Source organism: Xanthomonas sp. SHU 199 (assembly GCF_000364665.1).
Taxonomy (GTDB): Bacteria; Pseudomonadota; Gammaproteobacteria; order Xanthomonadales; family Xanthomonadaceae; genus Xanthomonas_A; species Xanthomonas_A sontii.
The window spans coordinates 12,997-37,594 of record NZ_AQOI01000006.1; the positions used below are offsets into that span (position 1 = coordinate 12,997).

Sequence of the window (24,598 nt, forward strand, 5' to 3'; positions counted from 1 at the left end):
ATGCCACGGTCGCCCTGGGAGGGGAGATGCCGCTGTTTGAGGTCCTGTCGCGCCTGCGTCTGCCGTCGTTGCTGGCGAGCGTGTTGTGGTGCGTTGCGCCATGCCTGCACGCCGCGCCGCAGACGGTGGCCAGCGTGGACTCGCCGGGCAAGATCCTGCGCGTCTCCCTGCAGTTGGACGACGGCCGCCCCAGCTATCGCGTGCAGCGCCTGGGCGAGCCGGTGATCGGCGAATCGCGGCTGGGCTTCCAGTTGCGCGACGGCGCGCTGGATCGCGACCTGGCTGTGCTGGACCAGCACAGCCGCAGCGTCGACGAGACCTGGGAACAGCCGTGGGGCGAGCGCCGCTACGTGCGCAACCACTACAACGAGTTGCGCGTGGAGCTGGGCGAGCGCGGCGGCCGCCAGCGCCGCTTCGCGGTGGTGTTCCGCGTCTACGACGACGGGCTCGGCTTCCGCTGCAGCTTTCCGCAACAGGCCGGACTGCAGGAAGCGATCATCGACGAGGAACTCACCGAGTTCGACATCGTCCCCGAGGCGACTGCCTGGTGGATTCCCGCCGGCGCGCCCATCCACTACGAATACCTGTACCGGCGCACGCCGCTGCGCGAAGTGCCGCTGGCGCACACGCCGTTCACCCTGCGCAGCCAGGACGGCCTGCACCTGGCCATCCACGAGGCCGCCCTGGTCGATTACGCCGGGATGTGGTTGCGCCGCGGCGAAGGCCAGCGCCTGCACGCGCAACTGTCGCCGTCGGCGGAAGGCTGGAAGGTGCGCCGGTCCCTGCCCTTCGATACGCCGTGGCGCACGCTGCAGATCAGCGACACCGCCGGTGGCCTGGTCGATTCCAACCTGATCCTCAACCTCAACGAACCCAACGCGCTGGGCGACGTGAGTTGGGTGCACCCGGCCAAGTACATCGGCGTGTGGTGGTCGATGCACTTGAACCAGGACACCTGGGCGCGCGGCCCCAGGCATGCCGCCACCACCGCCAACACCCGCCGCTACATCGACTTCGCCGCAGCGCACGGCTTTCGTGGCGTGCTGGTCGAAGGCTGGAACCCCGGCTGGGACGGCAACTGGGTCGGCAACGGCGACGACTTCGACTTCACCCGTGCCACCGCGGACTTCGACATCGATGCGCTCAGCGCCTACGCGGCGAAGAAGGGCGTGCACCTGATCGGTCACCACGAGACCGGCTGCGCGGTGGAACACTACGAAGACCAGCTCGATGCGGCGCTGGACCTGTACGCGCGGCTGGGCGTGGACACCTTCAAGACCGGTTACGTCTGCGACGACGGCCAGGTGGACCGGCGCAATCCTGCCGGCGGCCCGCTGTTGCGCGAATGGCACGACGGCCAGTTCATGGCCCGCCACCATCTCAAGGTGGTGGAGGAAGCCGCCAAGCGCCACCTGTCGGTCAACGCCCATGAGCCGATCAAGGACACCGGCCTGCGTCGCACCTACCCGAACTGGCTCTCGCGCGAAGGCGCGCGCGGCATGGAGTACAACGCCTGGGGCGAGCCGCCGAACCCGCCGGAGCACGAAGTGAACCTGGTGTTCACGCGGATGCTGGCCGGGCCGATGGACTACACCCCCGGTATCCTCAGCCTGACGGGTCGCGGCGGACGCGCGATTCCAAGCACGCTGGCGCGACAACTGGCGCTGTACGTGACCCTGTACAGCCCGATCCAGATGGCGGCCGACCTGCCCGAGCACTACCTGCAGCACCGCGACGCCTTCCGCTTCATCGAGGACGTGGCGGTGGACTGGGACGACAGCCGCGTGCTCGACGGCGAGATCGGCGATTACGTGACCATCGTGCGCAAGGACCGCCACAGCCGCGACTGGTTCCTCGGCAGCATTACCGACGAGCACGGCCGCGTGCTGCCGATCGCGCTGGGCTTCCTCGAACCGGGCGTGCGCTATCGCGCCGAGATCTACCGCGACGGCGACGCCGCAGATTACCAGCACAATCCGTTCGACTTCGTGCGCGAGCAGCGCGTGGTCACCAGCCGCGATCAGTTGCAGGTGAAGCTGGCACCCGGCGGCGGCCAGGCGATCCGTTTCGTGCCGCTGGACCCGGCGCCGGCCTCCGCTGGCACGGCGGCATCGCGCTGACGCACCACCATGCGGCACGCGGCACCGCCGGCAGGACAGCGGCGGAGGCATGCACTCGCCATGCCGGATCACGGCGCTCGCCTCTGCGGCGCCGCGCCATCGTGCGCGGCAGGTCAGCGGCCCGGCGCGTCCGCCAAACCATGTCGTGCCATCTGCAAGCTCGCCCGACGTCCGCATGCCGGCGTACTCCCTGGCATCACTCTCAGTGCAGTACCCGAATGTGCATGCAGCACGACGTCAGCTGCATGAAGCACGCGCATGCTCGCCGCGGCACCGGCGTAGCGGCGCGCGCACGACATTGCGATCCTGAAAGCGCTTCCAATGCGATGCAGGCCAGTGAATACGTATGCAGCGGACGTTCGCGACGAAGCCGCGTGTCTACCATACAGCGCAATCGCGACACCGCCCTGCGGCTGCGCGACACGCACATCCGGCCGCCTCGCCGGTTCAGACATTCGCAAGACAACATTGCCTGGGAGGGGAAAATGTTGAACCACAAGCGCAACGCGCTGACGCTGGCGCTGGCCGTCGCGATGACGCCGATGCTGGCTGCTGCACAGTCCGAGACCACCGCCACCACGTCCAAGGATCCGGTCACCGAACTGGACAAGGTCCAGGTGACCGGCATCCGCCGCGGCATCGAGAACGCCATCGCGATCAAGCAGGACTCGACGTCCATCGTCGAAGCGATCTCGGCCGAGGACATCGGCAAGCTGCCGGACGTGAGCATCGCCGAATCGCTCGGGCGCCTGCCCGGCCTGGCCGCGCAGCGCGTCGCCGGCCGCGCCCAGGTGATCAGCGTGCGCGGCCTGTCGCCCGACTTCGCCACCACCCTGCTCAACGGTCGCGAAGTGGTCAGCACCGGCGACAACCGCAGCGTCGAGTTCGATCAGTACCCTTCGGAGCTGGTCAACGGCGTGACCGTGTACAAGACGCCCGACGCCGGCCTGGTCGGCCAGGGCCTGTCCGGCACCATCGACATGCAGACCGTGCGTCCGCTGAGCTTTCCGGACCGGGTGATCGCCGTCAGCGGCCGCCTGCAGAAGAGCTCGCTCGGCAAGGCCGCCAACGTCGACGCCTTCGGCAACCGCTTCAGCGCCAGCTACATCGACCAGTTCCTGGACAACACCCTGGGCTTCTCGATCGGCTATGCCCACAGCGACATGCCCATCCAGGAAAACCAGGTCGGCCTGTACGAGCCGTGGACCACGCAGAACACCGACAGCGGCAGCCGCCCCGGCGTGGCGCCTGGCACCTACTTCTCCGACGGCATCAAGGCGCTGCGCCGCACCGGCAACAACAAGCGCGACGGCGTGATGGCGACCGTGCAGTTCCGTCCGTCCAGCAGTTGGACCAGCACCTTCGACGCATTCCATACCGAAGCCGAGCAGATCGACACCGCCAATCAGTTCGAGGTCAATCTCAGCAACTACAACGGCGGCTACACGCCCGGCCTGCTGATCACCAATCCGCAGGTCGACGCCAGCGGCAGCTTCACCGGCGGCACCGCCAGCGGCGTGTATCCGCTGGTGCGCGGCATGTACAACAAGCGCAAGGACAAGATCGACGCATTCGGCTGGAACAACGAGTTCAACCTCGGCAGCGTGCGCCTGATGGCCGACCTGAACTACTCCAAGGCCACCCGCAAGGAGCTGAACCTGGAGAACAACCTGCAGCTGGTGCCGATGCCGCAGCTGGACACGGTCGGTCTTGTGGTCAAGCCGAATGGCTTCTCGCAGATCACACCCGGCCGCGACTACTCCGACCCGAACAACCTGTTCCTGACCAACACCATCTACGGCTCCGGCTACGGCAAGGTGCCGGAGGTCGAGGACCGGCTGAAGGGTGGCCGCCTGGCGGCGACGCTGCCGGCGCCGCAGGCGCTGACCTGGTTCTCGGACATCGACGTGGGCGTGAACTACGCCGACCGCCGCAAGCAGAAGACCCAGGCCGAAGGCAACATCCTGCTCGGCGCGCAAGGCGACACCAGCATCGCCAGCGATCTGCAGTACGACCCGGTCAACCTCGGCTTCGCCGGCATCGGCACCATCCCGGCCTGGAACGTGCCGGCGGCGGTCTCGCGCTACATGACCTTCAACCCGGTCACCAATCTGGACTACCTGATTCCGAAGTCCTGGACGGTGCAGGAGAAGATCACCACGGCCTGGCTCCGCGCCAACATCAACACCGACATCGGCGAGGTCGGCGTGCGCGGCAACATCGGCGTGCAGTTGCAGCACGCCGACCAGAGCTCGCAGTCCAGCTACTTCGACCAGTCGCGTCCGGCCGGCCAGAATGTGCTGCCGATCGACGCCGGCAAGACCTACAACGACTGGCTGCCGAGCCTCAACCTGGCCTTCCTGTTCCCGCACCAGCAGACCCTGCGCTTCGCCGCGGCCAAGCAGGTGGCGCGGCCGCGCGTGGACCAGATGCGCGCCGGCCTGGACTTCGGCGTGGACACCTCCACCGGCAAGCCCGGCGGCAGCGGCGGCAATCCCCTGCTCGACCCGTGGCGCGCCAACGCGCTGGACCTGTCGTACGAGAAGTACTTCGGCGAGAAGGCCTACGTGGCCGCCGCGGTGTTCTACAAGGACCTGAAGAGCTACATCTACACGCAATCGCGCGACGATTACGACTTCTCCGCCCTGCTCGCCAGCTACGTGCGCCCGCCCAACATGACCGTGCCGGTGCAGACCACCGGTACCTTCTCCTCGCCGCAGAACGGCAAGGGCGGCACCCTGCGCGGGCTCGAGCTGACCGCCTCGCTGCCGTTGGACATGTTCACCGACAGCCTGCGCGGCTTCGGCATCCAGGCCAGTGCCACGTTCAACGACAGCGACATCAAGATCGTCGATCCCGAAAGCGCCTCCAGCGTGGGCTCGGCGCCGATCGACCTGCCCGGCCTGTCCAAGCGGGTGTACAACTTCACCGCCTACTACGAGCGCAACGGCTTCGAGGCACGCGTCAGCCAGCGGCGGCGGTCGGACTTCATCGGCGAGATCGGCAACTTCAACGGCAACCGCACGCTGCGCTACGTCGTCGGCGAGAACGTCACCGACGCGCAGGTCAGCTACACCTTCGCCGACGGCAGCACCATGGCCGGGCTGAGCCTGCTGCTGCAGGCGAGCAACCTGACCAACTCGCCCTACCGCACCTACGCCGGCACCAAGGATCGCCCGCTGGAGTACGTCGAATGGGGACGCACCTACATGCTGGGCGTGAACTACAAGTTCTGAGTCCCGCGTAGAGGCTGCAGACGACGCCCGCCGGCGCACCCGGCGGGCGTTTTCGTTGGGGCGGTTGCCGCGGACGGCTGTGTCAAAATTTGGGGTGACCGGAGAGAACACGATGAAATCGGGATCGCGTAGCGGCGGCGATCTGGTTTGCCGATCGGGATCAAGACGAGCGGCCTGGAGGGCGCACACCAGCCCCTTCGCCTGCAAGAAGATCTACAGAAAGCGATCGCGCGTGAACTGATGGAGATCTCGCCGCGTCCGCGAAGATCCCGACAAAACGCCGCGAGCGCGCGGAATGGCCGCGTCGCCGAAAAAAATCGGTACTTCAGCAGTGCATGGCCCAAGCCCTCTGCGTGCCAGAAAGCGCCATGCCTGGACAATCATTACTGAACTCCGAACTGGTCGGCCCGACCGCGCCACAGACCATGCATCCGCGCCGAATCGATACTGCGGCAACTGATCGACGCCAGCACCGCCATCGCCAACGACGGGTCTCAGCCAGGAGGCCGCGAGATCGAGACCAGGTGGCGTCGCTGGAAAAGCGGCGTTTCAGATCACAAAGGCTGGCGTGCAGACATGGTGACATTGCAACGATGGACACCAGCGCAGCGATGACGGCGGATTCGTGGCCGCGTCGCCTAGCCGGCAGCAAGAGCGACAGCGACGCAGCAGTCTGTTGTGTGGGCCAACAAGGCAAGTCTCCGAGCTGACCTTGGTTCCAGGACGGCGTGATTGTCGGTGACGACGCGTGCCCTGATTACCGGGCACGCCAAACCGCGAAGACGGCGTGGCGTGGTCACCGCAACATGCTTACTACGGACACTGAACTTCCAGAGCGATCCTTGTCGTCCAACAAGCGCCCACATCGGTGGCATGCATGCGGCCTATCCGACGCAGTGCACACCGGACTGTCTCTCACAAACACCGTCTCGGCAGTGCCGTAGCCACACAGCAGGATGCGACACTGCCGTTGCAGGAATCACTTGGTCCCGCTCATGCGCCCTGCAGGCACACCATCGCATAGCCGGGCAAACGCAAGCGCTCTTCGACCGCACCCGCGACCACGCCCGGCACCTGCAGCGCCTGCCAGCTGCCCTCAGGCAGCGCCACGTCGGCGGCCTCGGCGGACAGATTGAACGCCAGCAGCAAGCGCTGCGCGGCGTGGCGACGCTGGAACATCAGCACGGGCTCGGCCGTCTCGTGGAAGACGATGTCGCCCTCACGCAAGGCCGGATGGCGCTTGCGCCAGTTCAGGAACTGGCGAGTCGCATGCAGGACCGACTGCGGGTCGGCCTCCTGCGCCGCCACCGATTGCGCGCGATGCGCTGCCGCGATCGGCAGCCAAGGCGTCCCGGTGCTGAAACCGGCTTGCTCGCTGGCATCCCATGGCAGCGGCGTCCGGCATCCATCGCGGCCCTTGAAGTTCGGCCAGAACGCGATGCCATAGGGATCCTGCAGCGCCTCGAACGGCACCTCTGCCTCGCCCAGGCCCAGCTCTTCGCCCTGGTAGACGCAGACCGAGCCGCGCAGCGAACACAGCATCGCGATCAGCAGCCGCGCGAAGGCCGGCGTCTCGGCACCCTGCCCCCAACGCGTCACCGCGCGTTGCACGTCATGATTGGAAATCGCCCAGCACGGCCAGCCTTCGGTCATCGCCGCTTCCAGACGCGAGACCGTCTCGCGGATGTAGGCCGCGCTGAAATCGTCGGTCAGCAGTTCGAAGCTGTAGCCCATGTGCAGGTGCCCGGCGCGGGTGTATTCGGCCGTGGTCGCCAGCGAATCCTCCGACGAGATCTCGCCCAGGCTCACCGTCCCCGGATAGCGGTCGAGCAGGCTGCGCAACTTCTGCAGGAACGGCAGGTTCTCCGCCTGCGTGTTGTTGTAGTAGTGGTACTGGAAGGCGTACGGATTGTCCGGGCTGAAGCCGCGGCCGACGCGCTTTTCCGGCGGTTTGGGCGGGTTGTCGCGCAGTTGCGGATCGTGGAAGCAGAAATTGATCGCGTCCAGGCGGAAGCCGTCGACACCGCGCGCCAGCCAGAACTCCACGTTGTCCAGCGTCGCCTGCTGCACCTGCGGATTGTGGAAGTTCAGATCCGGCTGCGAGGCAAGGAAATTGTGCAGATAGTACTGCCCGCGGCGCGGTTCCCACTGCCACGCCACGCCACCGAAGATCGACAGCCAGTTGTTGGGCGGCGCCCCGTCTTCGCGCGCATCGGCCCACACGTACCAATCCGCCTTCGGATTGTCGCGGCTCTGACGGCTTTCCTTGAACCAGTCGTGCTCCACCGAGGTGTGACTGAGCACCTGGTCGATCATCACCTTCAGGCCCAGCGCATGCGCCTTGGCCAACAGGGCATCGAAGTCGGCCATGGTGCCGAACAGCGGATCGACCTCACGATAGTCGGCGATGTCGTAGCCGAAATCGGCCATCGGCGACTTGAAGAACGGCGAGATCCAGATCGCATCCACGCCCAACGCCGCGATGTAGTCCAGCTTGCGCACGATGCCCGGCAAATCGCCGATACCGTCGCCGTTGGCGTCGAGAAAACTACGCGGATAGATCTGATAGATGACGGCACCGCGCCACCATGGAGCCTGAGACATGCAACGCCCCCCTTCGGGCAGAGATCGCGCGTGCGACGGGCACGCGAAACGCTGCGCTAGAGTAGCGTTGATGCAGGAATTTCAGCGGCGCCTGCATACGTATTCACACGTGGCGAAAGTGATCACTTGAAAAAACGCGTCCACCATGAACAGGACTCGTTAAATCCACCACCGAAAAAAGAAAATCAATATTCCCTGAAGTAGGGCTTTGAGCAATCCGTACCTATGACTGTGCACTCAGAACCTGAAGCCTCTTTGCAGCGACGCAGCGCTTCTTTCTTCGCGGCGCTCACGGTCGCGCCACTCACTATTTTCCCCACCCCAGTTCCATCAGGACCTTGGACAACGGCAACACACTGGTTTTTGTAGGTAAAAACAACCTTGCAATCCGAATTTCCGAGGCCAGCACACCTTTCCAACGCACCGGCCTCAGCATCCGATTCCGAAAACCTTCCAGTGCTGCTTCCGACATCTCCACTGGACGCGCGTGCGATAGCCCCCCACGTCTTGATCCACTCTCCCGTCAACCGCGCAGACCCATCCTCGCCTCCGGGGCTCGGGCCACATTGAGGACTGCCAGGAGCCACTCCCGACGGGCAGGCAGTTTGCGCCAAGGCCATCGGACTGAGCAGTAAGCAAGAAGCAAAGACTATCGCCTTCAAAACATCACCTCCAAACATATTATCAAACGACGTCCTGCGGCCTGTACCTACCGGCACCTGTTTGACCAGAAGCGTCAGAAGAAAACTGAACCTGCCTTGTGGAGTGATTAGGAGTGACGGACTGAGACGAATTGAAATCTCCTCCTCGAAACGCCGATTCGCCACCAGGTGACTGCGGCGCGCGAGGCCTACCAGACGCAGGATCCCGTCCGACCTGACCAAAGCCAGAGTAAGGAGAGAATTGGCCGAGCGTGCCCTGGAAAAATGCAGCCGCCATAGGTGGCGCAGTAATGATTAGGGTACTCAATACCAAACCGATACCACCCTGCTGCAATGACATGCTGCCGACGCCCTCAGTTGCACCACCCGACACAGCCCACTTCGCTAAGAACGCGGCACCTACCACAGCGACGACTTTCGTCGCCAAGCCAACCGTGAAGCTAAGCACACCCAAGGAGAACACCGTGCCGATCCCATAAGTCAACCACTTTTGGAACAATGACTTTGTGGCATCAAATAGCAGGCAAAGAATGAACAATGGCCCAAAGCCGATGAACAGCGCCATTGCCAACTTGTTCAGCAACAACAACGAGCCGCCCACGATTCCAGGGCCAGCCATTCCGATCCCACTGAACAACCTCGCGCGATCCTTCTCCTTCTCGATGTCCGGATTACCAGCACTGTCGATCTGATCGATACTTGTCATGGCGATCTGCATCATCGCCAGATTGTCGTCGATTGCCTCATAGGGACTCTGTGAGCTACCGGTCACCGTGTAAACGATCGCGCTGCTCAGCCCATCGGTCAGCCTCCAATACAGTCCTTTCATTCCTTCAGGCCGAGCCGCAGCCACCATGCTCATGGCCACACCAATGATCAGCGCCGACCGCAACGACTTGACGACCAACTCCATGGCCGACTCGCGCGATTGACCAGTCGCAACTTGGTAGCCCTTGAACAGAATCCAAAGCGTCAATGCGCTCAGCGCGGTCACTGCAACCCAATCGGACATGCGAATGAGCAATGACCACTGGAAGTAGTCGATTTCATCTCGCAGAAAATTGTTGATGGCTTTGAAGAACTCGTAATTAGCGTAATTCTGCAAGAAATTCATGACCGCTCCATAATGCCATGCTCATCACTGAGCCAAACCGCCATCAAGCCACTTTTAACCAAGCAGCACTTAACACAGACTAATTCTCAATACTCAAAGACTTATAGTCACCATCAGGCTTTTTCGACTTAGCCAACTCCAGCGCCCCTTTCATCACTGCTCCAGCGGCGATCGTCTGGGCCAGGTCGCTAAGGCCGGCAAACGCATCGAACAAGCTGCCACCTCCACCAGTATTGGTGGCTGAAGGCGCTTTCTTGCCGCGCATAGCAGCCCAACCACCGGCTGACTGCACTTGGGTCAGGTAGGACAAGCGCTTCTCGTAGGCAAACATCGCTGCTTCCATCTGCTGACGATCGATATCCATCAGCGCCCGCAACGCGATCAGCTTGTTCGTGTTGTCTTCCAGCAAGCCGATCTGGTTCGTGCTGATTTTCGCACGCTGCTGTTCCAGGTCGCGCAGGCGCTGCAACCGCTTTTCGGTGATGTCGTACATCGCCACCATGTAATTGAACTGCGAGTTACGCGTACGCTGGATCAATTCGCAGGTCTGCTGCTGTTCAGTTGACACAGGAGTGCCAGCAGTCTTGCTAGCACAATCGGACACACCGTAGTTGTCGTCGACCTTGACCAGCTTTTCCTTCGGCTTGTCGACCTCATCGCCACTGGACTTCTGTTTCTCGGCCTTGCCGACCTCGTTGTCCCCGCGGATCTTGTCCAGCTTCTGATCCAGCGTCTTTGTATTATTTTTATTTTCTTCGATTTGCTTATTGTCGATCACTTTCCACTGCGCAAAAGCAGTAGCGGGCAACAGCGTGAGCAGCGCAATTGCAGCAACGACACCTGTACGGCTAAAGACTTTCGTCATCTTGTCCATAAACACCTCAACACAGATCTTGTAGAAGATTGCCACGCGTGACTGGGCGAAGCGATCAGCTGACCGCCGCCGCCCCCCGATTATCCGAAGACACCGACCTCGCAGGGCCCGATTTTCCGGAGCCCTTGCGACGTGCGTAGAACTCGTTCAACCACTGCTCGGGCGTCAGATCGTCCGGCGCGACGCCGTGCTCCTTGGCCTTGCGCTCCAGCACCTGGTGCATGATTTCGATATTGTCGGTCGACGCCGAGATGACCGACAGCGCATCGTCCATGCCGCGCAGATTGAGCTGGCACACCGACGATCCATGGCCCTGCTTGACCAGGAAGCAGCGCGAGCGCTCGTCCAGGCTGACCACGACCTGGTACTCGGCCTCGGTGAGCTTGAGGCCGTCCATGTAGTCTTCCTTGCTCGCATTGGGATTGGGCAGCAGGATCATGGTCGCAGTCTGTTCGACCAGTGCCGCGGAAATGTCGCTGGCCAGCGCATCCTCCGGGCTCTGGGTGGCGAAGATGCCCAGGCCGTTCTGTTTACGGATGGTCTTCTGCTTGTTCTTGGCGAATTCCTTCAGGCCACCCTTGCCGTCGAGGATCTTCCAGAACTCGTCCATCACGTAGATGAGCGGCCGGCCGTCGATCAGGGCTTCCAGCCGATGCAGCAGATAGTTGATGACCGGAACCCGCACTTCCGGATTGTCGATGACGTCGGTGTAGTCGAAGCCGATGATGCTGGCCTTCTCCAGGTCGATCGTATCGACCGGATTGTCGAACACCCAGCCGTGCGAGTTGCCGGCCGTCCACTTGCGCATGCGCGCGTACAGACCGTCGTCGCCCATGTTGGGCAGGCTCTTGCGGAAGTTGGTCATGCTGCGCAGATGCATGGGCGTGTCGAGCATGCCCTCCACGCCGCGGAAGATGTCCTCCTCCTCGCGCGAGGTGTACTCGATCTTGCCGGCGAGGACCTTGATCAGGTCGGCCAGGAACTGCACGTTCGCCTCGGTGCGCTCGCACTGGAACGGGTTGAAGCCGGTGGGCTTGCCGTTCTCCAGCGCCAGGTAATTGCCGCCGCAGGCACGCACGAAGATCTCGGCACCGCGGTCCTTGTCGAAGAAGAAGATGGTCGGGACCGGATCGAACTTCTGAACCTGGCTGAGCAGGAAGTTGATCAATGCGGTCTTACCGGTACCCGACTTGCCGATCACCATGGTGTTGGCGATCGCCTTCTCGCCGAGCGAGTTCTCCGCGGGATGCGTGGCGTGGAAATTGAAGTAGTATGGCTGGCCGTTGGTGGTCTGCAAGGTGGTGACGCACTCGCCCCACGGATTGTTCTCGCGCTTGCCCTGGGCGAAATTGTGCAGCGGCGACAGACCGAGGAAGTTCAGCGAGCTGACACTGGCGATACGCGTACGGTAGCGCCAGTTCCCTGGCAACTGGGCGTAGAAAGAGGACGCAACCGCAAGATCCTCCTTGGTCGAGACAAAGCCGGCATTGGATAGTTCCGCACGGGTGGTCGCCACCTGCTGCGAGAGCTTCTCCTGCGTATCGGCGTAGACCGCAATGGTGAAGTGGTACTCGCCCAACACGAAATTGCCCGACGACAGCTGATCCATCGCCAGGTCGAGTTCGTGGATCTGGCTGACCGCCTTGTCGCCCGAGGACACCATCATGCCCTTGGTGCGATCGAGCACCTTCAACGCATCGTGCCGCCCCATCGGGCTGAAGGAGTGGGTCACCACATACTCGAAATCGAGATACTTCAGGCCATTGAGGATGCCGGGATAGGTCCCGTCGGTGTATTCCTTGATGTTCAGAATGGCGCCGAAATGATTGACGCCCTCCGGGGTCTTGATCACGTAGTCGCCGGTCTTGTTGGCGAACATGTGCTTGCTGACCGGCAGATACGCGGGCACCGGCGCCTGCAGCACCGGCACCGGCTCGTCAATGCGGTTGATCAGATAGCCGAAGAACTCCAGCGCCTCGGAGAACACCACACCATTGCTGGCTTCGTACATGCTCAGCCGGTAGGGCGAATAATCCTTGAGCACGGCTTCGACGTTGCCTGCAAGTTCAAGGACCTTGGCGATCGCCTGGTCCTGCTCGGACTGCAGTTGCGGAATGCTCGACGACTTGTCCATGAGCCGCTTACCGGTCACCACCGGGCGATAGATCATGGTCATGTACAGCTCGTTCTGCATGATCTTCTGCGACGACAAGGCGCCGTAATACTGGTCCGACAGGTCCTGGTTGAAGGCCTGCCGGAACTTGCCCGCGTTCTTGATGCGACGGCGGCGGCGCACATCGTGCACCCAGAACGCCACATTGGCGAAATCCGGAGCGCGCAGCGTCTGCAGCATGCGGTTGAAGGTGTTGTGCCGGTGTTCGATCTCCCACTCTTCGCGGCCCACGAACGGAAGCCCGCCCAAGTGCCAGATCAGCATGAAATCTCCCCCCGTCGTCTTCAATACGGACGGCGCCACATGCGTGGAGATGGAGATGAACTCGCTGATGGAAGTATCCGGGATGAACATAATGAACTGACTCAGAATCCGTTTCGTCTTGCCAAGGCCCAGCGCATGCGCCAGGAACCGCCGACAACGCGCTCACCAGCCTCGCGCGTCGACACGAAAAACCGAACAACCCCATGCACGACACACGCGTCGTGCATGGGGTCAAGACCCAGCGCCCGGTTCCAAGCTAGCGCTTGGCGCCCGGCACCTCTTTCCTGTACTCATTCGGCGAGAACACCCACATGCCGGAATAGCGCTGCAGGTTGCGCACGCGCATCCTCATCATCCAGCGCAACCCGAGCATGCGGAAGATCATCTCGTCCCGCTTGGTCATCTGCTGCATGACGAAGACGATGACCGGAATGAGCGCCAGCAGCCACATATTGAAATAGATACCCATCAGGAAGCCTCCGCCCGCCCCGATGAAGAACGGGATGTACGGCACCCCGAAAAACATCGCGGGCCGGGTGCAGCCCCGGAAAAGTACGTTCTTATGCATAGTGCAGAACGTGCTGGATCATCTGGATCGCTGCGGTGGCCTTGCACTCCGTCTGGCCGGTATCGCCGATCAGCATCTTGGCCAACTGGCCGGCCGCGCCGATCAGCACGCCACCCAGCAGCACCGGGGCCACTTCGGCAACGCGCTTGTGAGCGAAGGCGATCTGGTAGCCGGCGAAGACGACCGCAATGGTCACCACGACGACCGACGCCATGTTCAGGATGTTGTTGGTCTTGCCGAGGAAACCGCACACCTTCTGATCGGCACCGGCATAATCCTGCGCCATCGCAAAGCTGGACGCGAGCAGGGCCACGGTGAACACCGCCGCCTGCAACGCCGCCGTGCCGATGACCTTGGCGTTCGACTTCATCTGATTGTTCTTGAACATCGTGAGTATCTCCTTGACTGGAAAACAGGGGGTGATCAAAAAGCCATTTGCATGGCCGCGCTACTGCATCTGGCTAGAATACGAAGGCCCCGTCGCCAGGTGTCGGCGGCGGCGTACTTGCGCCAGGAACGGCCGCTCCCGCCACGGCCTGAGGCGCGTGTGCGGCAACGTGCGGAGCGGGGGACGCTCCGCCACCTGCAGGAACCGCCACTCCTTTGCCGGCGCCTGTAGGTCGTATTACGTAGAGATCGGAATCTGCAGCGGACAGTTGCGCCGCCGGTGCGGCCGCAACTGCCCCAGCGGTCTGCTGCGTTGGTGCCGCGACGGCAGCCTGAGGGCGCAGAGATGGCTGGCCTTGCGCGGCGAGGCCGCTGGCGAGCTGGTTTGCCGCCGCGTCGATGCGCCGCGACACGATCGAATCGACTTCGCGCACCGCCGCAGCCCTCACCGAGTCGTTGACCACACGACGCACGCTTCCCGACGGGATCACCGGGATCGCACCAGCGGTGGACGCGGCGAGCGCCCTGCCCTGGTTGATCGACGCGTAGACCTTCTGCACGTAACCGTGGCGGTATCCGGTCTCGAAGTTGCCGGAGTAGTAACAGCTGAACGACTTGCCCCAGTTACCGCCGGAGCGGCTATAGCACTCGGCCAGGATCTTCGAGGCGGCCTGCAGATTGGGACAGGTCTTGAAAGCTTTTTCGTAGGTATCCAGGCCGTACTTGATCAAGTTGTAGCGGTTGACCTGCCCCAGGCCGAGGGAAAAATTGTAGCCCTTCTCTTCCAGCATCCGCGCCGTGGCCACCGCTTCGGACAGGTTCTGCGGCTGACGCACCAGGCGACCGCCGACCACACCGATCGCGAACGGATTGTGCGACGACTCGACGCGCACAACGTGCTGCATGACTTCAGCCGGAACCGCCATTTCGGGACAGCTGAGTAGTTCCATGCCTGGCAACATGCCGTGGTTACTCCCTATGCATCGGCATCGTGGCAAATCGCCCAGAACGCCGCAGATGTCGCAAATCAATCGTGTTGGAAGAAAAATTCAAAGTCAATCGGCGCCGCTTCGCCCTATCACCTTAATGAACATATTCATCCCCCGCCCGACTGCATGCGTTCCGGATCGAAATCGATACCGGTGATATAGCGCCGGCCCGCGTGCGATTTGATGTGAACAACGATGTCGATGGTCATCATCAACAACCGCTTGATGACGGCGAACTCCAGGCCCGACCCTTCGGCCGACGCCTTGACCATCAGCGCTAACTGATCCCAGGTCTGCCCGATGCTGCCAGCATGGCAGCTGGTGATGGAACCGGGATGACCGGAGGCGCAGTTGCGGATGAAGTAGAACGACTCGTCGCCGCGCAACTCCGCAAGAATGATGCGGTCGGGCTTCATGCGCAGGCATGCTTCCATGCAGCTCTTCGCGGTGACGTTGCTCGTGCTTTGTCCACCTTTCGAGTAGAGCAAATGCACGGAATTGGGCTGGCTGATGAAGAGCTCGCGCGCGTCCTCGATCGTCACCAGCCGCTCTTCGTGCGGGATGTGATTCACCAGCGACTTCATGAAGGTGGTCTTGCCGCTACCGGTGGCGCCGGCAACGACGACGTTCTTCTTGAACAGCACCGCCTTCTTGAAGAACTCGGCGTAATCGCGCTGCCGCCGCAGCTCGAGAAGCTCGCGATCCTGCTCGCTCAGACCCGACTGCACCTCCAGGATCTCCTGGAAGAAGCCGTCTTCCTTGTACTGCTCCAGGGTCTTGGTGTGCTTGGACGGCAGACGGATGGTGATCGACACCTTGCCGGCGTCGCAGGCCGGCGGGATCACGAACTGCGCGCGCTGTCCGGTGGGAAAGGTCAACGACACCACCGGATCGGCATCGGTGATGCGCTGGCCGGTATTGCTCTCGTTGACCACCGCCGTACAGAACTGCCGCGCGCGATCGAACGTCAGCGACGGGATATCCATCCGCTGCCAGCCACGCAGGGTCTCCAGGTACAGCTCGCCAGGACGGTTGATGCAGATTTCCGTCACGTCCGGCGAGTTGAGGTAATCCAGGATGCCCAGTACCGAGTACTGGTAATCCAGGAAATCCGTGGAGATCTGCGCGGTCGGGGAGTCGTCGAACGTCACGTCGCTGTCTCGCTCTCAGTCAACGCGGCAGCACGGCCGTGAAGTCGACGTCCTTGGCGACGTAGACATTCACGATGGTGCCCTGGTTGATGGTCACGGTGGCGGGACGGCGGCGATCCAGGGCCTGGTCGGCCAGACGCTGGATGGACTGCGCCGTGTTGCTCTCGTACGGCTGCTCGGTGACGATGCCGGAATTGAGGCCGGTCGTCGTGGTCTTCGGGCCATGCTCGGCCGCCGCCCACTTGAAGGCGTCGCTGAGCAAGCTGATCATCAGCGCGGACGAGATGCGGCTCGCCCAATGCGCACTGTATTGGCCCGGGTGGCCGGCGCTGCCGAGGTTGTCGACGCCAGGACCGACCAGGGTCACATCGATGCCCGTAGGGGTGGTGATGCGATCCCAGACCACCTGCATGCGCGGGCCGGTCGGTTCCGCGGGACCGTACTGGCCGAGGATCTTCGATCCCTTCGGCAGCAACAGGCGGCGGCCGTTGATGGAGTACACCGGCTCGGTGATGATGCAGGAGGTGAAGCCGGGGAAATCGGTGATGATCCGCGTTTCCAGCACACAGCGGATGTAGGTGCCACGCACCAGCAGACCATCCGGGTTGGCGATCGGCTTGGCAGAGGTTTCCTGCTCCTGCTGCATCGGCGCGCCGCCCTGCTCCTGTCCCGGCATCATGCCACCCAGCCCCTGGCCACCGGCGTCCTGTTGCAGGCCGGCCATGCGCCGCTCCAGCAAGGACGGTCCACGCTCCTGGCGCGGAGCCGACTGCATCTGCGTGTCGGTATCGGTGGGCATCGGCGGCAACGGCGGCAGGCTCGGCTGCTCGGCCAGTTGCACCGGCTCGGCCGGCTGCACCGGCGGCGCCGCCGCGGTCTGCGGCAGCGCAGGCGCCACCACCGCTTCCTGGCGCGGCTTCGGCGCCGGCTCAGGCGTACTGCTGCCGCTCACCAGCCAGAAGATCGCCAGGATCAACAGCGCGGCGATGCCGCCCAGGAACGCCAGCGCCTTGCGATTGAGCTTCTTCAGATCGCTGGAGCGGAGCACCGGCTCATTGGCGTCCAGATCCGGGTCAGCGGTCTGCTGCTGGCGAGCGAAATAGGGATTCTCGCGCGGCGCATCGTCCGCATGCGGGGAACGCGGCTGACCGTGGTCGTTGCCGTAGTTTTCGTCAGACGGGGGTAGATTCGAGTTCACTTTTGCTTGTTCCTACGCAAGCCGACAACATTCTTGCCGTGGCGGATGACCAGGAAGGGATAGGTCCCATGGACAATCAGGGTGTTGCCCTCGACTGTCGTATTGACCAGGAAATCCTCATCGCTCTCCTTCTCGCGACCGAACACGGCCGGGAAGTTGCCAGTGGGGAAACGCGTCAGATCCATTTTGATGTAGGTGAACTTGCCATCGTCGTAGACGCTGCTCGGCACGATCCACATTTGCTTGGAACGCGTGGAATAGTCGTAGTCGAAGTAGTAGTGACGATCCTTGGTCAAGCGCGTGTCGAGCTGCGACTCGTCCTTCACCTCGTCGCTGGCTGCGGCAAAGCTGGTGTCCTTCGGATAGGTGAAGGTCACCTTGTATTGCACGCCGGCCTGCTTGGCCTGCTCCAGCCGCTGCCAATCCGTCGCTACCACCTTCAATTCGAGGATGTAGGAGTGAGTGGCGGTGCGGATCATCATGTTGGTGTCGACGTCGACGTTCTTCGGCTTCAGATAGAAGACGTTCTCGCGGCGGCTGAGTTCCCAGCCACTGGTGAAACCGGTGCTGTAATCGAGGATCTTCTCGTTCGGGCTCAGCTCGATCTGGGTGGTGATGCCCAGGCCGGTACGCACCTGATAGATCTTGTCAGGCTCGTACTCGTACTGCTGGACCACCTGGGCCGACGCGATCGGCGCGAACAGGCCCAGAGCCAGCAACGCAATATGCGCCGAACCGGTTTTCGTCAGGAAACTCATCGAACGTTCGCTCCATTACCATTGTGCTGAGGTGCAACGTTGGGTGCAGGAGGGGCCGCAGCCGGCTGCGCCCCCGGATAGACGGGCGCGCTCCCCGGATTGGCCATCGGCTCCTGCTGCGGAACCGGCATCGTGCCGTTCGCACCGGGCATCGTCTGCTGACCAGGCATCTGCTGCGGCATGGGTGCCTGTCCCGCAGCGGCCGGCATCTGTGCGGCGGCCGGCTGCTGTACCGCGCCGGTTGCAGGTGCCTGCACAGCGGACGACGGCGGAACCGGCATGGCCGAGTAGTCGTTGTCGACCCGGTAATCGGTCACCAGGAACCCCAACGGGTTCTGCACCCGCAGTTCGTCTTCCATGGCCAGATTGCTGTTGTACTTGAAGCCAAGAATGGCGAACTTGTTGTCGAGAAACGTGGATTGCCCCGTCTTCTTGTCGTAGATGCTGCGCTGGAAACGCACGTTCGCGCCGGTATACGGTTTGCCGCCGCCGCCAAGCAGGTTGATGCTCAGAATCTTGACCCGAATCGAACGCGCCTTGCCGTAGGTGTAATACGGGGCCGAGGGGTTGTTCGGCGCGTGCAGATTGAAATACTCGGCTCCCACCGCGGTATTACGCGGCGCCATCGAGAACACCGTATTCCAGTCGTTGAGCCCCATCATCTCCGAATCGTAGGACTCACGTGCGGTGATGAAGCGCGCCACGTTGCTCTTGGCCAGCGCTTCGCTGTTGGTGACACTCTGCACATCGCCGCTGTTGCGCAATACCGTCACCGAGGAATTGCCGGTATACGCATCCGCCATCACCAGATACGGCACCTTCTCCTTCAGCGGCAGCATGTAGTAGTACCCGCCGCCCAACAGCAGGCACATGATGATCGCGCCGAAGGCGACCCACCATGCGCGGCGCTCGCTGCGGCGCGCCAGATCCGCAATGCTGATCTCGTAGTTGACCGCCTTCGCGACCGCTTTGTTGACGTTTTCGCTTTCGGCCTGCTTTTTACCGAACATCAGACTTCACCAGGTTCGTAATATGGCTGCCGGCGCGCAACGTGCGCACCGGCGGTGACGTCACTTCGCGCTGCCGCTGGTCGCCGGCGTACCGCTCACCGACGACGACGGCTGCACCAGGATGCGATTGCCCGCCGCGGTCACGCTCAGCCCTTCCTGCGCATAGACCACGCTCAGCTCGGCGACCGCCTGCTGGATGCTGGTGGTGTTGATCTTGGCGACCGGGGCATACAGCGTGTAATCGGACTGGATGCCGTAGGACAGTTGCATGTTCGAATCCTTGGCCCAGCGCTCGAGCATCGTCTTGAGCGTGCCGTCCATCGGGATCGCCTGATACACGTACGACGAGTACAGCGGGATCTCCATGGTCGACTCGGAGAAACGGTTGACCGGCTTCCACTTGCCGCGGAAGTCGGGTGCCGGCCTGGTTGCACAGGCGCTCAACAGCGCGACGGCACTCAACGTAGCGATCAGCCGAAACATATGCGTTCTTTTCACGCGAGCCTCTGAATTGCGGAAACGTATAGAGAGCGGGCGGCGCGCAGGCGGCCCACTGCTGGATGGCGAAGTTCGACGCGACGGCACGACACGCGCGTCGCGGCAAGGAAGGCGCCGGAAACGGCGCGGGCACGGATCTGCGGCAGACAACCGGACGGATCCGAGGCCGCGCGATCAGCGCCGAAGAAAACGGAATTTGACAGCAAACCTTCCATGTCACCCCTTACGTGCGCCGTTCGGCCCACGCCCCTGTTCCTGTTTCTGTTACCAACGCACCGCCATACTCGCGAGAATGTGCCGCAGGGGCATGCTCACGTCAAGCATTTGGCAAAAAAACGTTCAAATGATAAATACGCCCAAAAAATAGGTGTTTTTCGTCACACTTTCATATCGAGAGTGTCGGAATATCGACTTTGGGACGCAGCCGCGCGGTGAAGTAGCGATCCTTGTAGTACTTGATCTTGTCGCACTTCACCGGATGCGGAATGCCCTCGTACAAGAACACCTCTTGATCGTTGCCCATCGCCTTCAACTCTTGCGGCAGCATCAGCGCCCGCTTCTCCTCCGACACGCTTCGGGTCACATCCTTGCCGCGGGTGACGTTCTTCTTGCGGAAGGTGGTGTAGCCGAGCATCTCGGAGTAGTCGTTGGCATCCTGCTGCTCGCGCGGAGCGTAGAGAATCTGCAGTGCATGATTCGTGATGATGGTCCGCGAGATGTCCTTGCCATAGGTGGCATCGAGCTGCGCCATGCTCTGGATGATCGGCAGAAGGCGGACATTGTAGCCAGCCATATATGACACTGCCGAGGCGATGATGTCGACCTTGCCGATCGCGGTGAACTCGTCCATCAGCAGCAGGCACTGATACTTCAGCGCCGGATTGCTCTTGGGCAGCTCCTTGGTGTTGAGGTTGATGATCTGGCTGAAGAACAGGTTGATGATCAGGCGGCTCTCGGCCAGCTTGTTGGGCTGGATGCCGATGTAGATGGTCATCTTCTTCTTGCGCAGGTCGGTCAGCAGGAAGTCGTTGTCGCTGGTGGCCGCATCCAGCACCGGATTGATCCAGGCATTGAGCGGCTCCTTCAGCGTGCCCATGATCGAGGCGAAGGTCTCGTCCGCCTGCGACAGCAGGTTGGAGAACGCCGACTTGGCATTGCCGCTGAGGAAGCGCCGCTCCGACAGCGACTTCAGGTACTTCTTCAGGTCGGTGCCGTCGCCGGACGACAGGCGGTAGATCGCGCCCAGCGTCGGCGTGCCGAGACCGCCGGGAAAGCCGATGTTGCGCTCGTCGTCCCAGTTCTCGAACAGGTAGAGCGAGAACGCCATGAACGCATTGCGCGCCTGGCTGACCCAGAACTTCTGGTCGTCGGAGCCATCCGGATACAACATGGCGGCGATGCTCATCAGGTCCGAGACGCGGAACGCCGGATCGTCGGAGACATAGCTGAGCGGATTCCAGCGATGGGTGCGACGGTCCTCGGCGAACGGATTGAACAGGAACACCTCCTGGCCCTGGCTGGCGCGCCAGCCGCTGGTCAGATCGAAGTTCTCCTGCTTGATGTCCAGGACGACCACCGATTCCTGGTACTCCAGCAGGTTCGGAATGACCACGCCGACGCCCTTGCCCGACCGGGTCGGGGCCGCCAGGATCACGAACTGCTGGCCACTGAGGCGCACCAGCTTGCCGCGGAACTTGCCGACCACGATGCCGTCGCCGCTGGTCTTGAACAGCCCATGCTTGGACAGATCGGCCGCGCCGGCGAAGCGCGCGTCGCCATGCAGGCTGCGCTTGGGCGGCCTGAACATCAGCACCAGGATCAGCAGGGCCACCAGGCCGGGCAAGCCGAAGCCGAGGTAGCCGGCCCATTTGATCTTGCCGACGTACGGAGCCACCTCTGGCAAGCCGATGGCGTGAACGTACTGGTAGTAGGTGCCAAGCCCGAACATCCGCGTGTCCAGCTTCAGCAGCAGCAGGACCAGGTAGCCGGACAGGAAATAGCCGCAGACGGCCGTGAGCACGACGACGAGCGCCGCCGCAACGAGTTTACGATTCGACAAGCCCTATCCTCCCTGATCCATCCTGGCCGACATTCTAGAGCGAGTTCCGCGCTTTGAGAGGAGTTGCGTCGGTGGTGTGCGCGTCGGGAGGACCTGCAAGCACGGCATCGACCGGAAACGGCGCTTGGCCAGGGAGGTCGGCCCATCACAAGCGCCAGGCCCCAGATGGTGCCTACGCAATGCCCCGGACTCCGGTATGTCCTGCGGAGCGATCGCTGCCGGCGGGTCTGCGCCCGCCCAGACGCGCATGGCGCGCTAGCGACGCTGCCGCGTGCTCGGCTTGTTCCGCGAAGGCTTCTTTTCCGCGCTGACCGCGTCCCGATCGCGCTCGACCAGGGTGTCCAGGAAGACACGCGCCTCGTCCCACGACATGTCGTGCGGATCCACCCGCGCACCGCCGTCGGTGGTGACCGTATAGCCCACCACGTTGGCCGGGCTGTAGTCCGGCTCCCGGGTCAACGCCACGAGCTGGTAGCGTCCTTTGACTTGCACCGTATGATGGTATTCCACCATGCGCCTGGCCTCCTCGCCTGATCGTCCGCTCGGATGCTAAAGCAAGCCCGGCCGCGCGGCCAGCATCCGAACGCACCCGGTGGCGTGAGCGCAGACACAAAAAAGCCGGCGTCTGCCGGCTTTGTCGTTTCCACGTTCGCTTCTTCGCGTCGTGGTGGGCGGTACAGGGTTCGAACCTGTGACCCCTACCATGTCAAGGTAGTGCTCTACCGCTGAGCTAACCGCCCTTCTCTGCCGCGGCGCACCGCTGCAGGGGCGCGAATCTTAGCCCACCTGGCGGACAAGAACAATACCCACCTTCCGATCGGGCACCGCTGCGGTCCGCCTAGCCGACCAGACTGGCATCGCGCAGCTTCTTGATCTGGTCGCGCACCCGCGCCGCATCCTCGAACTCCAAGTCCCGCGCGTGCTGGTACATCTCCTGCTCCAGCGCCTTGAGCCGCGCGGCGATCTCCGCTGGCGCCAGCGCCCGGTAGTCGGCCGGCTCTTCCGCGACCCGGCGCGCCTTGCTCTTGCCTTTGCCCTTGCCCGACTTGGCCTCGGTCGCGTCCTCGCGCGCGCCCTCCAGGATGTCCACGATCGGGCGCGCCACCGACTTCGGGACGATCCCGTGTTCCAGGTTGTACTCCACCTGCTTCTCGCGGCGGCGCCCGGTTTCGTCGATCGCGGCCTGCATCGAACGCGTCATCTTGTCCGCGTAGAGGATCGCCTTGCCGCGCAGGTTGCGCGCGGCACGACCGATGGTCTGGATCAGCGAGCCGGTGGAGCGCAGGAAGCCTTCCTTGTCTGCATCGAGGATCGCGACCAAAGAGACCTCCGGCATGTCCAGGCCCTCGCGCAGCAGGTTGATGCCGACCAGCACGTCGAACTTGCCCAGACGCAGGTCGCGGATGATCTCCACGCGCTCGACCGTGTCGATGTCCGAGTGCAGGTAGCGCACCTTCACCCCGTGCTCGCCAAGGTACTCGGTGAGATTCTCGGCCATGCGTTTGGTCAGCGTGGTGACCAGGACGCGGTCGCCATCGGCCACGCGCAGGTTGATCTCCGACAGCAGATCGTCGACCTGGGTCGCCACCGGGCGGATCTCCACTTCCGGATCGATCAGTCCGGTCGGGCGCACCACCAGCTCGGTGATTTCGCCGGCCGATTCGCGCAATTCGTAGGGGCCCGGCGTGGCCGAGACGTAGATGCTGCGCGGCGAGCGCGCCTCCCATTCCTCGAAGCGCAGCGGCCGGTTGTCCAGCGCCGACGGCAGCCGGAAACCGAATTCCACCAGGGTTTCTTTGCGCGAGCGGTCGCCTTTGTACATCGCGCCGATCTGCGGCACGGTGACGTGCGACTCGTCCACCACCAGCAAGGCGTCCGGCGGCAGGTAGTCGAACAGGGTCGGCGGCGGTTCGCCCGGCGCCTTTCCGGTCAGATGCCGCGAGTAGTTCTCGATGCCGTTGCAGAAGCCGACCTCGGCCATCATTTCCAGGTCGAACTGGGTACGCTGCGCCAGCCGCTGCGCCTCGACCAGCTTGTTCTGCGCATACAGCTGTTCGAGCCGATCCTTCAGCTCCAGCTTGATCGTGTCCACCGCGCTGAGCGTGCGCTCGCGGGTGGTGGCGTAGTGGGTCTTGGGGTAAATCGTGTAGCGCTGCAGCTTGCGCAGCGTCTCGCCGGTCAGCGGATCGAACAGGGTCAGCTGCTCCACGTCGCCGTCGAACAGTTCGATGCGCAAGGCCTCGCTGTCGGATTCGGCCGGGAACACATCGATGACCTCGCCGCGTACGCGGAAACTGCCGCGGTGCAATTCGTACTCGTTGCGGGTGTACTGCAGATCGGTCAGGTGGCGGATCAACTGGCGCTGCTCCACGTGCTCGCCGATCGACAGGATCAGCCGCAGCGACAGGTAGTCCTCCGGCGCGCCCAGGCCGTAGATCGCCGAGACCGTCGCCACCACCAGCGCATCGCGCCGCGACAGCAGGGTCTTGGTCGCGGCCAGGCGCATCTGCTCGATGTGCTCGTTGATCGAACTGTCCTTCTCGATGAAGGTGTCCGAGGACGGCACGTAGGCCTCGGGCTGGTAGTAGTCGTAGTAGCTGACGAAGTACTCGACCGCGTTATTGGGGAAGAACGCCTTGAATTCGCCGTACAACTGCGCCGCCAGCGTCTTGTTCGGCGCCATCACCAGGGTCGGCTTCTGGATCGCCTGGACCACGTTGGCGATGGTGTAGGTCTTGCCCGACCCGGTCACGCCGAGCAGGGTCTGCTTGGCCAGGCCGGCCTCGAAGCCGGCCACCAGCTTCTCGATCGCCTGCGGCTGGTCGCCGGCCGGCGAATACGGCGATACGAGTTGGAAACGGTCGGACATGCACAAGCCTCAAGGTGAAGAGCGAGGCCGACAGTGTCGGCCGACCCCGCGCCGGGGAGATTTC

General features: G+C 62.9%; 19 protein-coding genes and 1 tRNA gene. 3 read left to right on the top strand and 17 right to left on the bottom strand.

Translation table 11 applies throughout. The features are described from left to right. Window positions 1–26: 26 nt before the first annotated feature. Together D183_RS0100265 and D183_RS0100270 are read left to right on the top strand one after the other, a co-directional pair. Window positions 27–2,120, top strand: a complete 2,094-nt coding sequence (locus D183_RS0100265) for a glycoside hydrolase family 97 protein (RefSeq protein WP_017907214.1) — start codon at window positions 27–29, stop codon at window positions 2,118–2,120. A 485-nt stretch (window positions 2,121–2,605) separates the two neighbouring features. Beyond that, window positions 2,606–5,356: a TonB-dependent receptor gene (locus tag D183_RS0100270; protein WP_017907215.1), complete on the top strand. Its 2,751-nt coding sequence runs from the start codon at window positions 2,606–2,608 to the stop codon at window positions 5,354–5,356. Window positions 5,357–6,349: 993 nt separating this feature from the next. Here D183_RS0100270 and D183_RS0100275 read toward each other — a convergent pair. From D183_RS0100275 to D183_RS0100330, 13 genes are all read right to left on the bottom strand, one after another. Beyond that, on the bottom strand, window positions 6,350–7,960 hold the full coding sequence (locus D183_RS0100275) for an alpha-glucosidase (RefSeq protein WP_017907216.1): 1,611 nt from the start codon (window positions 7,958–7,960) through the stop codon (window positions 6,350–6,352). Window positions 7,961–8,145: 185 nt separating this feature from the next. Further along, window positions 8,146–8,640, bottom strand: a complete 495-nt coding sequence (locus tag D183_RS26080) for a DUF4189 domain-containing protein (RefSeq protein ID WP_193312565.1) — start codon at window positions 8,638–8,640, stop codon at window positions 8,146–8,148. Between the two features lie 4 nt (window positions 8,641–8,644). Next, window positions 8,645–9,736, bottom strand: a complete 1,092-nt coding sequence (locus tag D183_RS0100280; RefSeq protein ID WP_017907217.1) for a type IV secretion system protein — start codon at window positions 9,734–9,736, stop codon at window positions 8,645–8,647. Window positions 9,737–9,815: 79 nt separating this feature from the next. Then, window positions 9,816–10,601, bottom strand: a complete 786-nt coding sequence (locus D183_RS0100285) for a hypothetical protein (RefSeq protein WP_051067591.1) — start codon at window positions 10,599–10,601, stop codon at window positions 9,816–9,818. Window positions 10,602–10,665: 64 nt separating this feature from the next. After that, on the bottom strand, window positions 10,666–13,137 hold the full coding sequence (locus D183_RS0100290) for a VirB4 family type IV secretion/conjugal transfer ATPase (RefSeq protein WP_026144059.1): 2,472 nt from the start codon (window positions 13,135–13,137) through the stop codon (window positions 10,666–10,668). A gap of 166 nt (window positions 13,138–13,303) precedes the next feature. After that, a complete protein-coding gene (locus D183_RS0100295; protein WP_081613218.1) occupies window positions 13,304–13,615 on the bottom strand; it encodes a type IV secretion system protein VirB3 in 312 nt (103 codons plus the stop codon). Next, window positions 13,608–14,003 (bottom strand): TrbC/VirB2 family protein, encoded by a 396-nt coding sequence (locus tag D183_RS0100300; protein ID WP_017907221.1) that lies wholly within the window; start codon window positions 14,001–14,003, stop codon window positions 13,608–13,610. Before D183_RS0100300 ends, D183_RS0100295 begins: the two co-directional genes overlap by 8 nt. 73 nt (window positions 14,004–14,076) lie before the next feature. Next, entirely contained in the window at window positions 14,077–14,964 is an 888-nt protein-coding gene (locus tag D183_RS23660) for a transglycosylase SLT domain-containing protein (protein ID WP_039725706.1), read from the bottom strand. Window positions 14,965–15,098: 134 nt separating this feature from the next. Then, window positions 15,099–16,142 (bottom strand): P-type DNA transfer ATPase VirB11, encoded by a 1,044-nt coding sequence (virB11, locus tag D183_RS0100310; protein WP_017907223.1) that lies wholly within the window; start codon window positions 16,140–16,142, stop codon window positions 15,099–15,101. Window positions 16,143–16,161: 19 nt separating this feature from the next. Continuing rightward, window positions 16,162–17,340 carry a TrbI/VirB10 family protein gene (locus tag D183_RS0100315; protein ID WP_017907224.1) on the bottom strand — a complete coding sequence of 393 codons (1,179 nt, stop codon included), beginning with the start codon at window positions 17,338–17,340 and terminating at the stop codon, window positions 16,162–16,164. Continuing rightward, entirely contained in the window at window positions 17,337–18,098 is a 762-nt protein-coding gene (locus D183_RS0100320; RefSeq protein ID WP_017907225.1) for a TrbG/VirB9 family P-type conjugative transfer protein, read from the bottom strand. Before D183_RS0100320 ends, D183_RS0100315 begins: the two co-directional genes overlap by 4 nt. Then, complete coding sequence (locus D183_RS0100325; protein ID WP_017907226.1) at window positions 18,095–19,108, bottom strand: virB8 family protein; 1,014 nt, start codon at window positions 19,106–19,108, stop codon at window positions 18,095–18,097. Before D183_RS0100325 ends, D183_RS0100320 begins: the two co-directional genes overlap by 4 nt. A gap of 60 nt (window positions 19,109–19,168) precedes the next feature. Continuing rightward, window positions 19,169–19,591, bottom strand: a complete 423-nt coding sequence (locus D183_RS0100330) for a hypothetical protein (RefSeq protein ID WP_017907227.1) — start codon at window positions 19,589–19,591, stop codon at window positions 19,169–19,171. Window positions 19,592–19,668: 77 nt separating this feature from the next. Here D183_RS0100330 and D183_RS27150 point away from each other — a divergent pair, with 77 nt between their 5' ends. Next, entirely contained in the window at window positions 19,669–19,806 is a 138-nt protein-coding gene (locus tag D183_RS27150) for a hypothetical protein (protein WP_157835126.1), read from the top strand. Window positions 19,807–19,991: 185 nt separating this feature from the next. Here D183_RS27150 and D183_RS0100335 read toward each other — a convergent pair whose 3' ends face one another. From D183_RS0100335 to uvrB, 4 genes are all read right to left on the bottom strand, one after another. Next, complete coding sequence (locus D183_RS0100335; RefSeq protein WP_017907228.1) at window positions 19,992–21,626, bottom strand: type IV secretory system conjugative DNA transfer family protein; 1,635 nt, start codon at window positions 21,624–21,626, stop codon at window positions 19,992–19,994. A 294-nt stretch (window positions 21,627–21,920) separates the two neighbouring features. Further along, the gene (locus tag D183_RS0100340) at window positions 21,921–22,130 is read right to left on the bottom strand and encodes a hypothetical protein (RefSeq protein WP_226977824.1); all 210 of its coding nucleotides are present in this window, start codon (window positions 22,128–22,130) and stop codon (window positions 21,921–21,923) included. Window positions 22,131–22,330: 200 nt separating this feature from the next. Next, a tRNA-Val gene (locus tag D183_RS0100345) sits at window positions 22,331–22,405 on the bottom strand. 98 nt (window positions 22,406–22,503) lie between these two features. After that, the gene (gene uvrB, locus D183_RS0100350) at window positions 22,504–24,534 is read right to left on the bottom strand and encodes an excinuclease ABC subunit UvrB (RefSeq protein ID WP_017907230.1); all 2,031 of its coding nucleotides are present in this window, start codon (window positions 24,532–24,534) and stop codon (window positions 22,504–22,506) included. Between the last annotated feature and the right edge of the window lie 64 nt (window positions 24,535–24,598).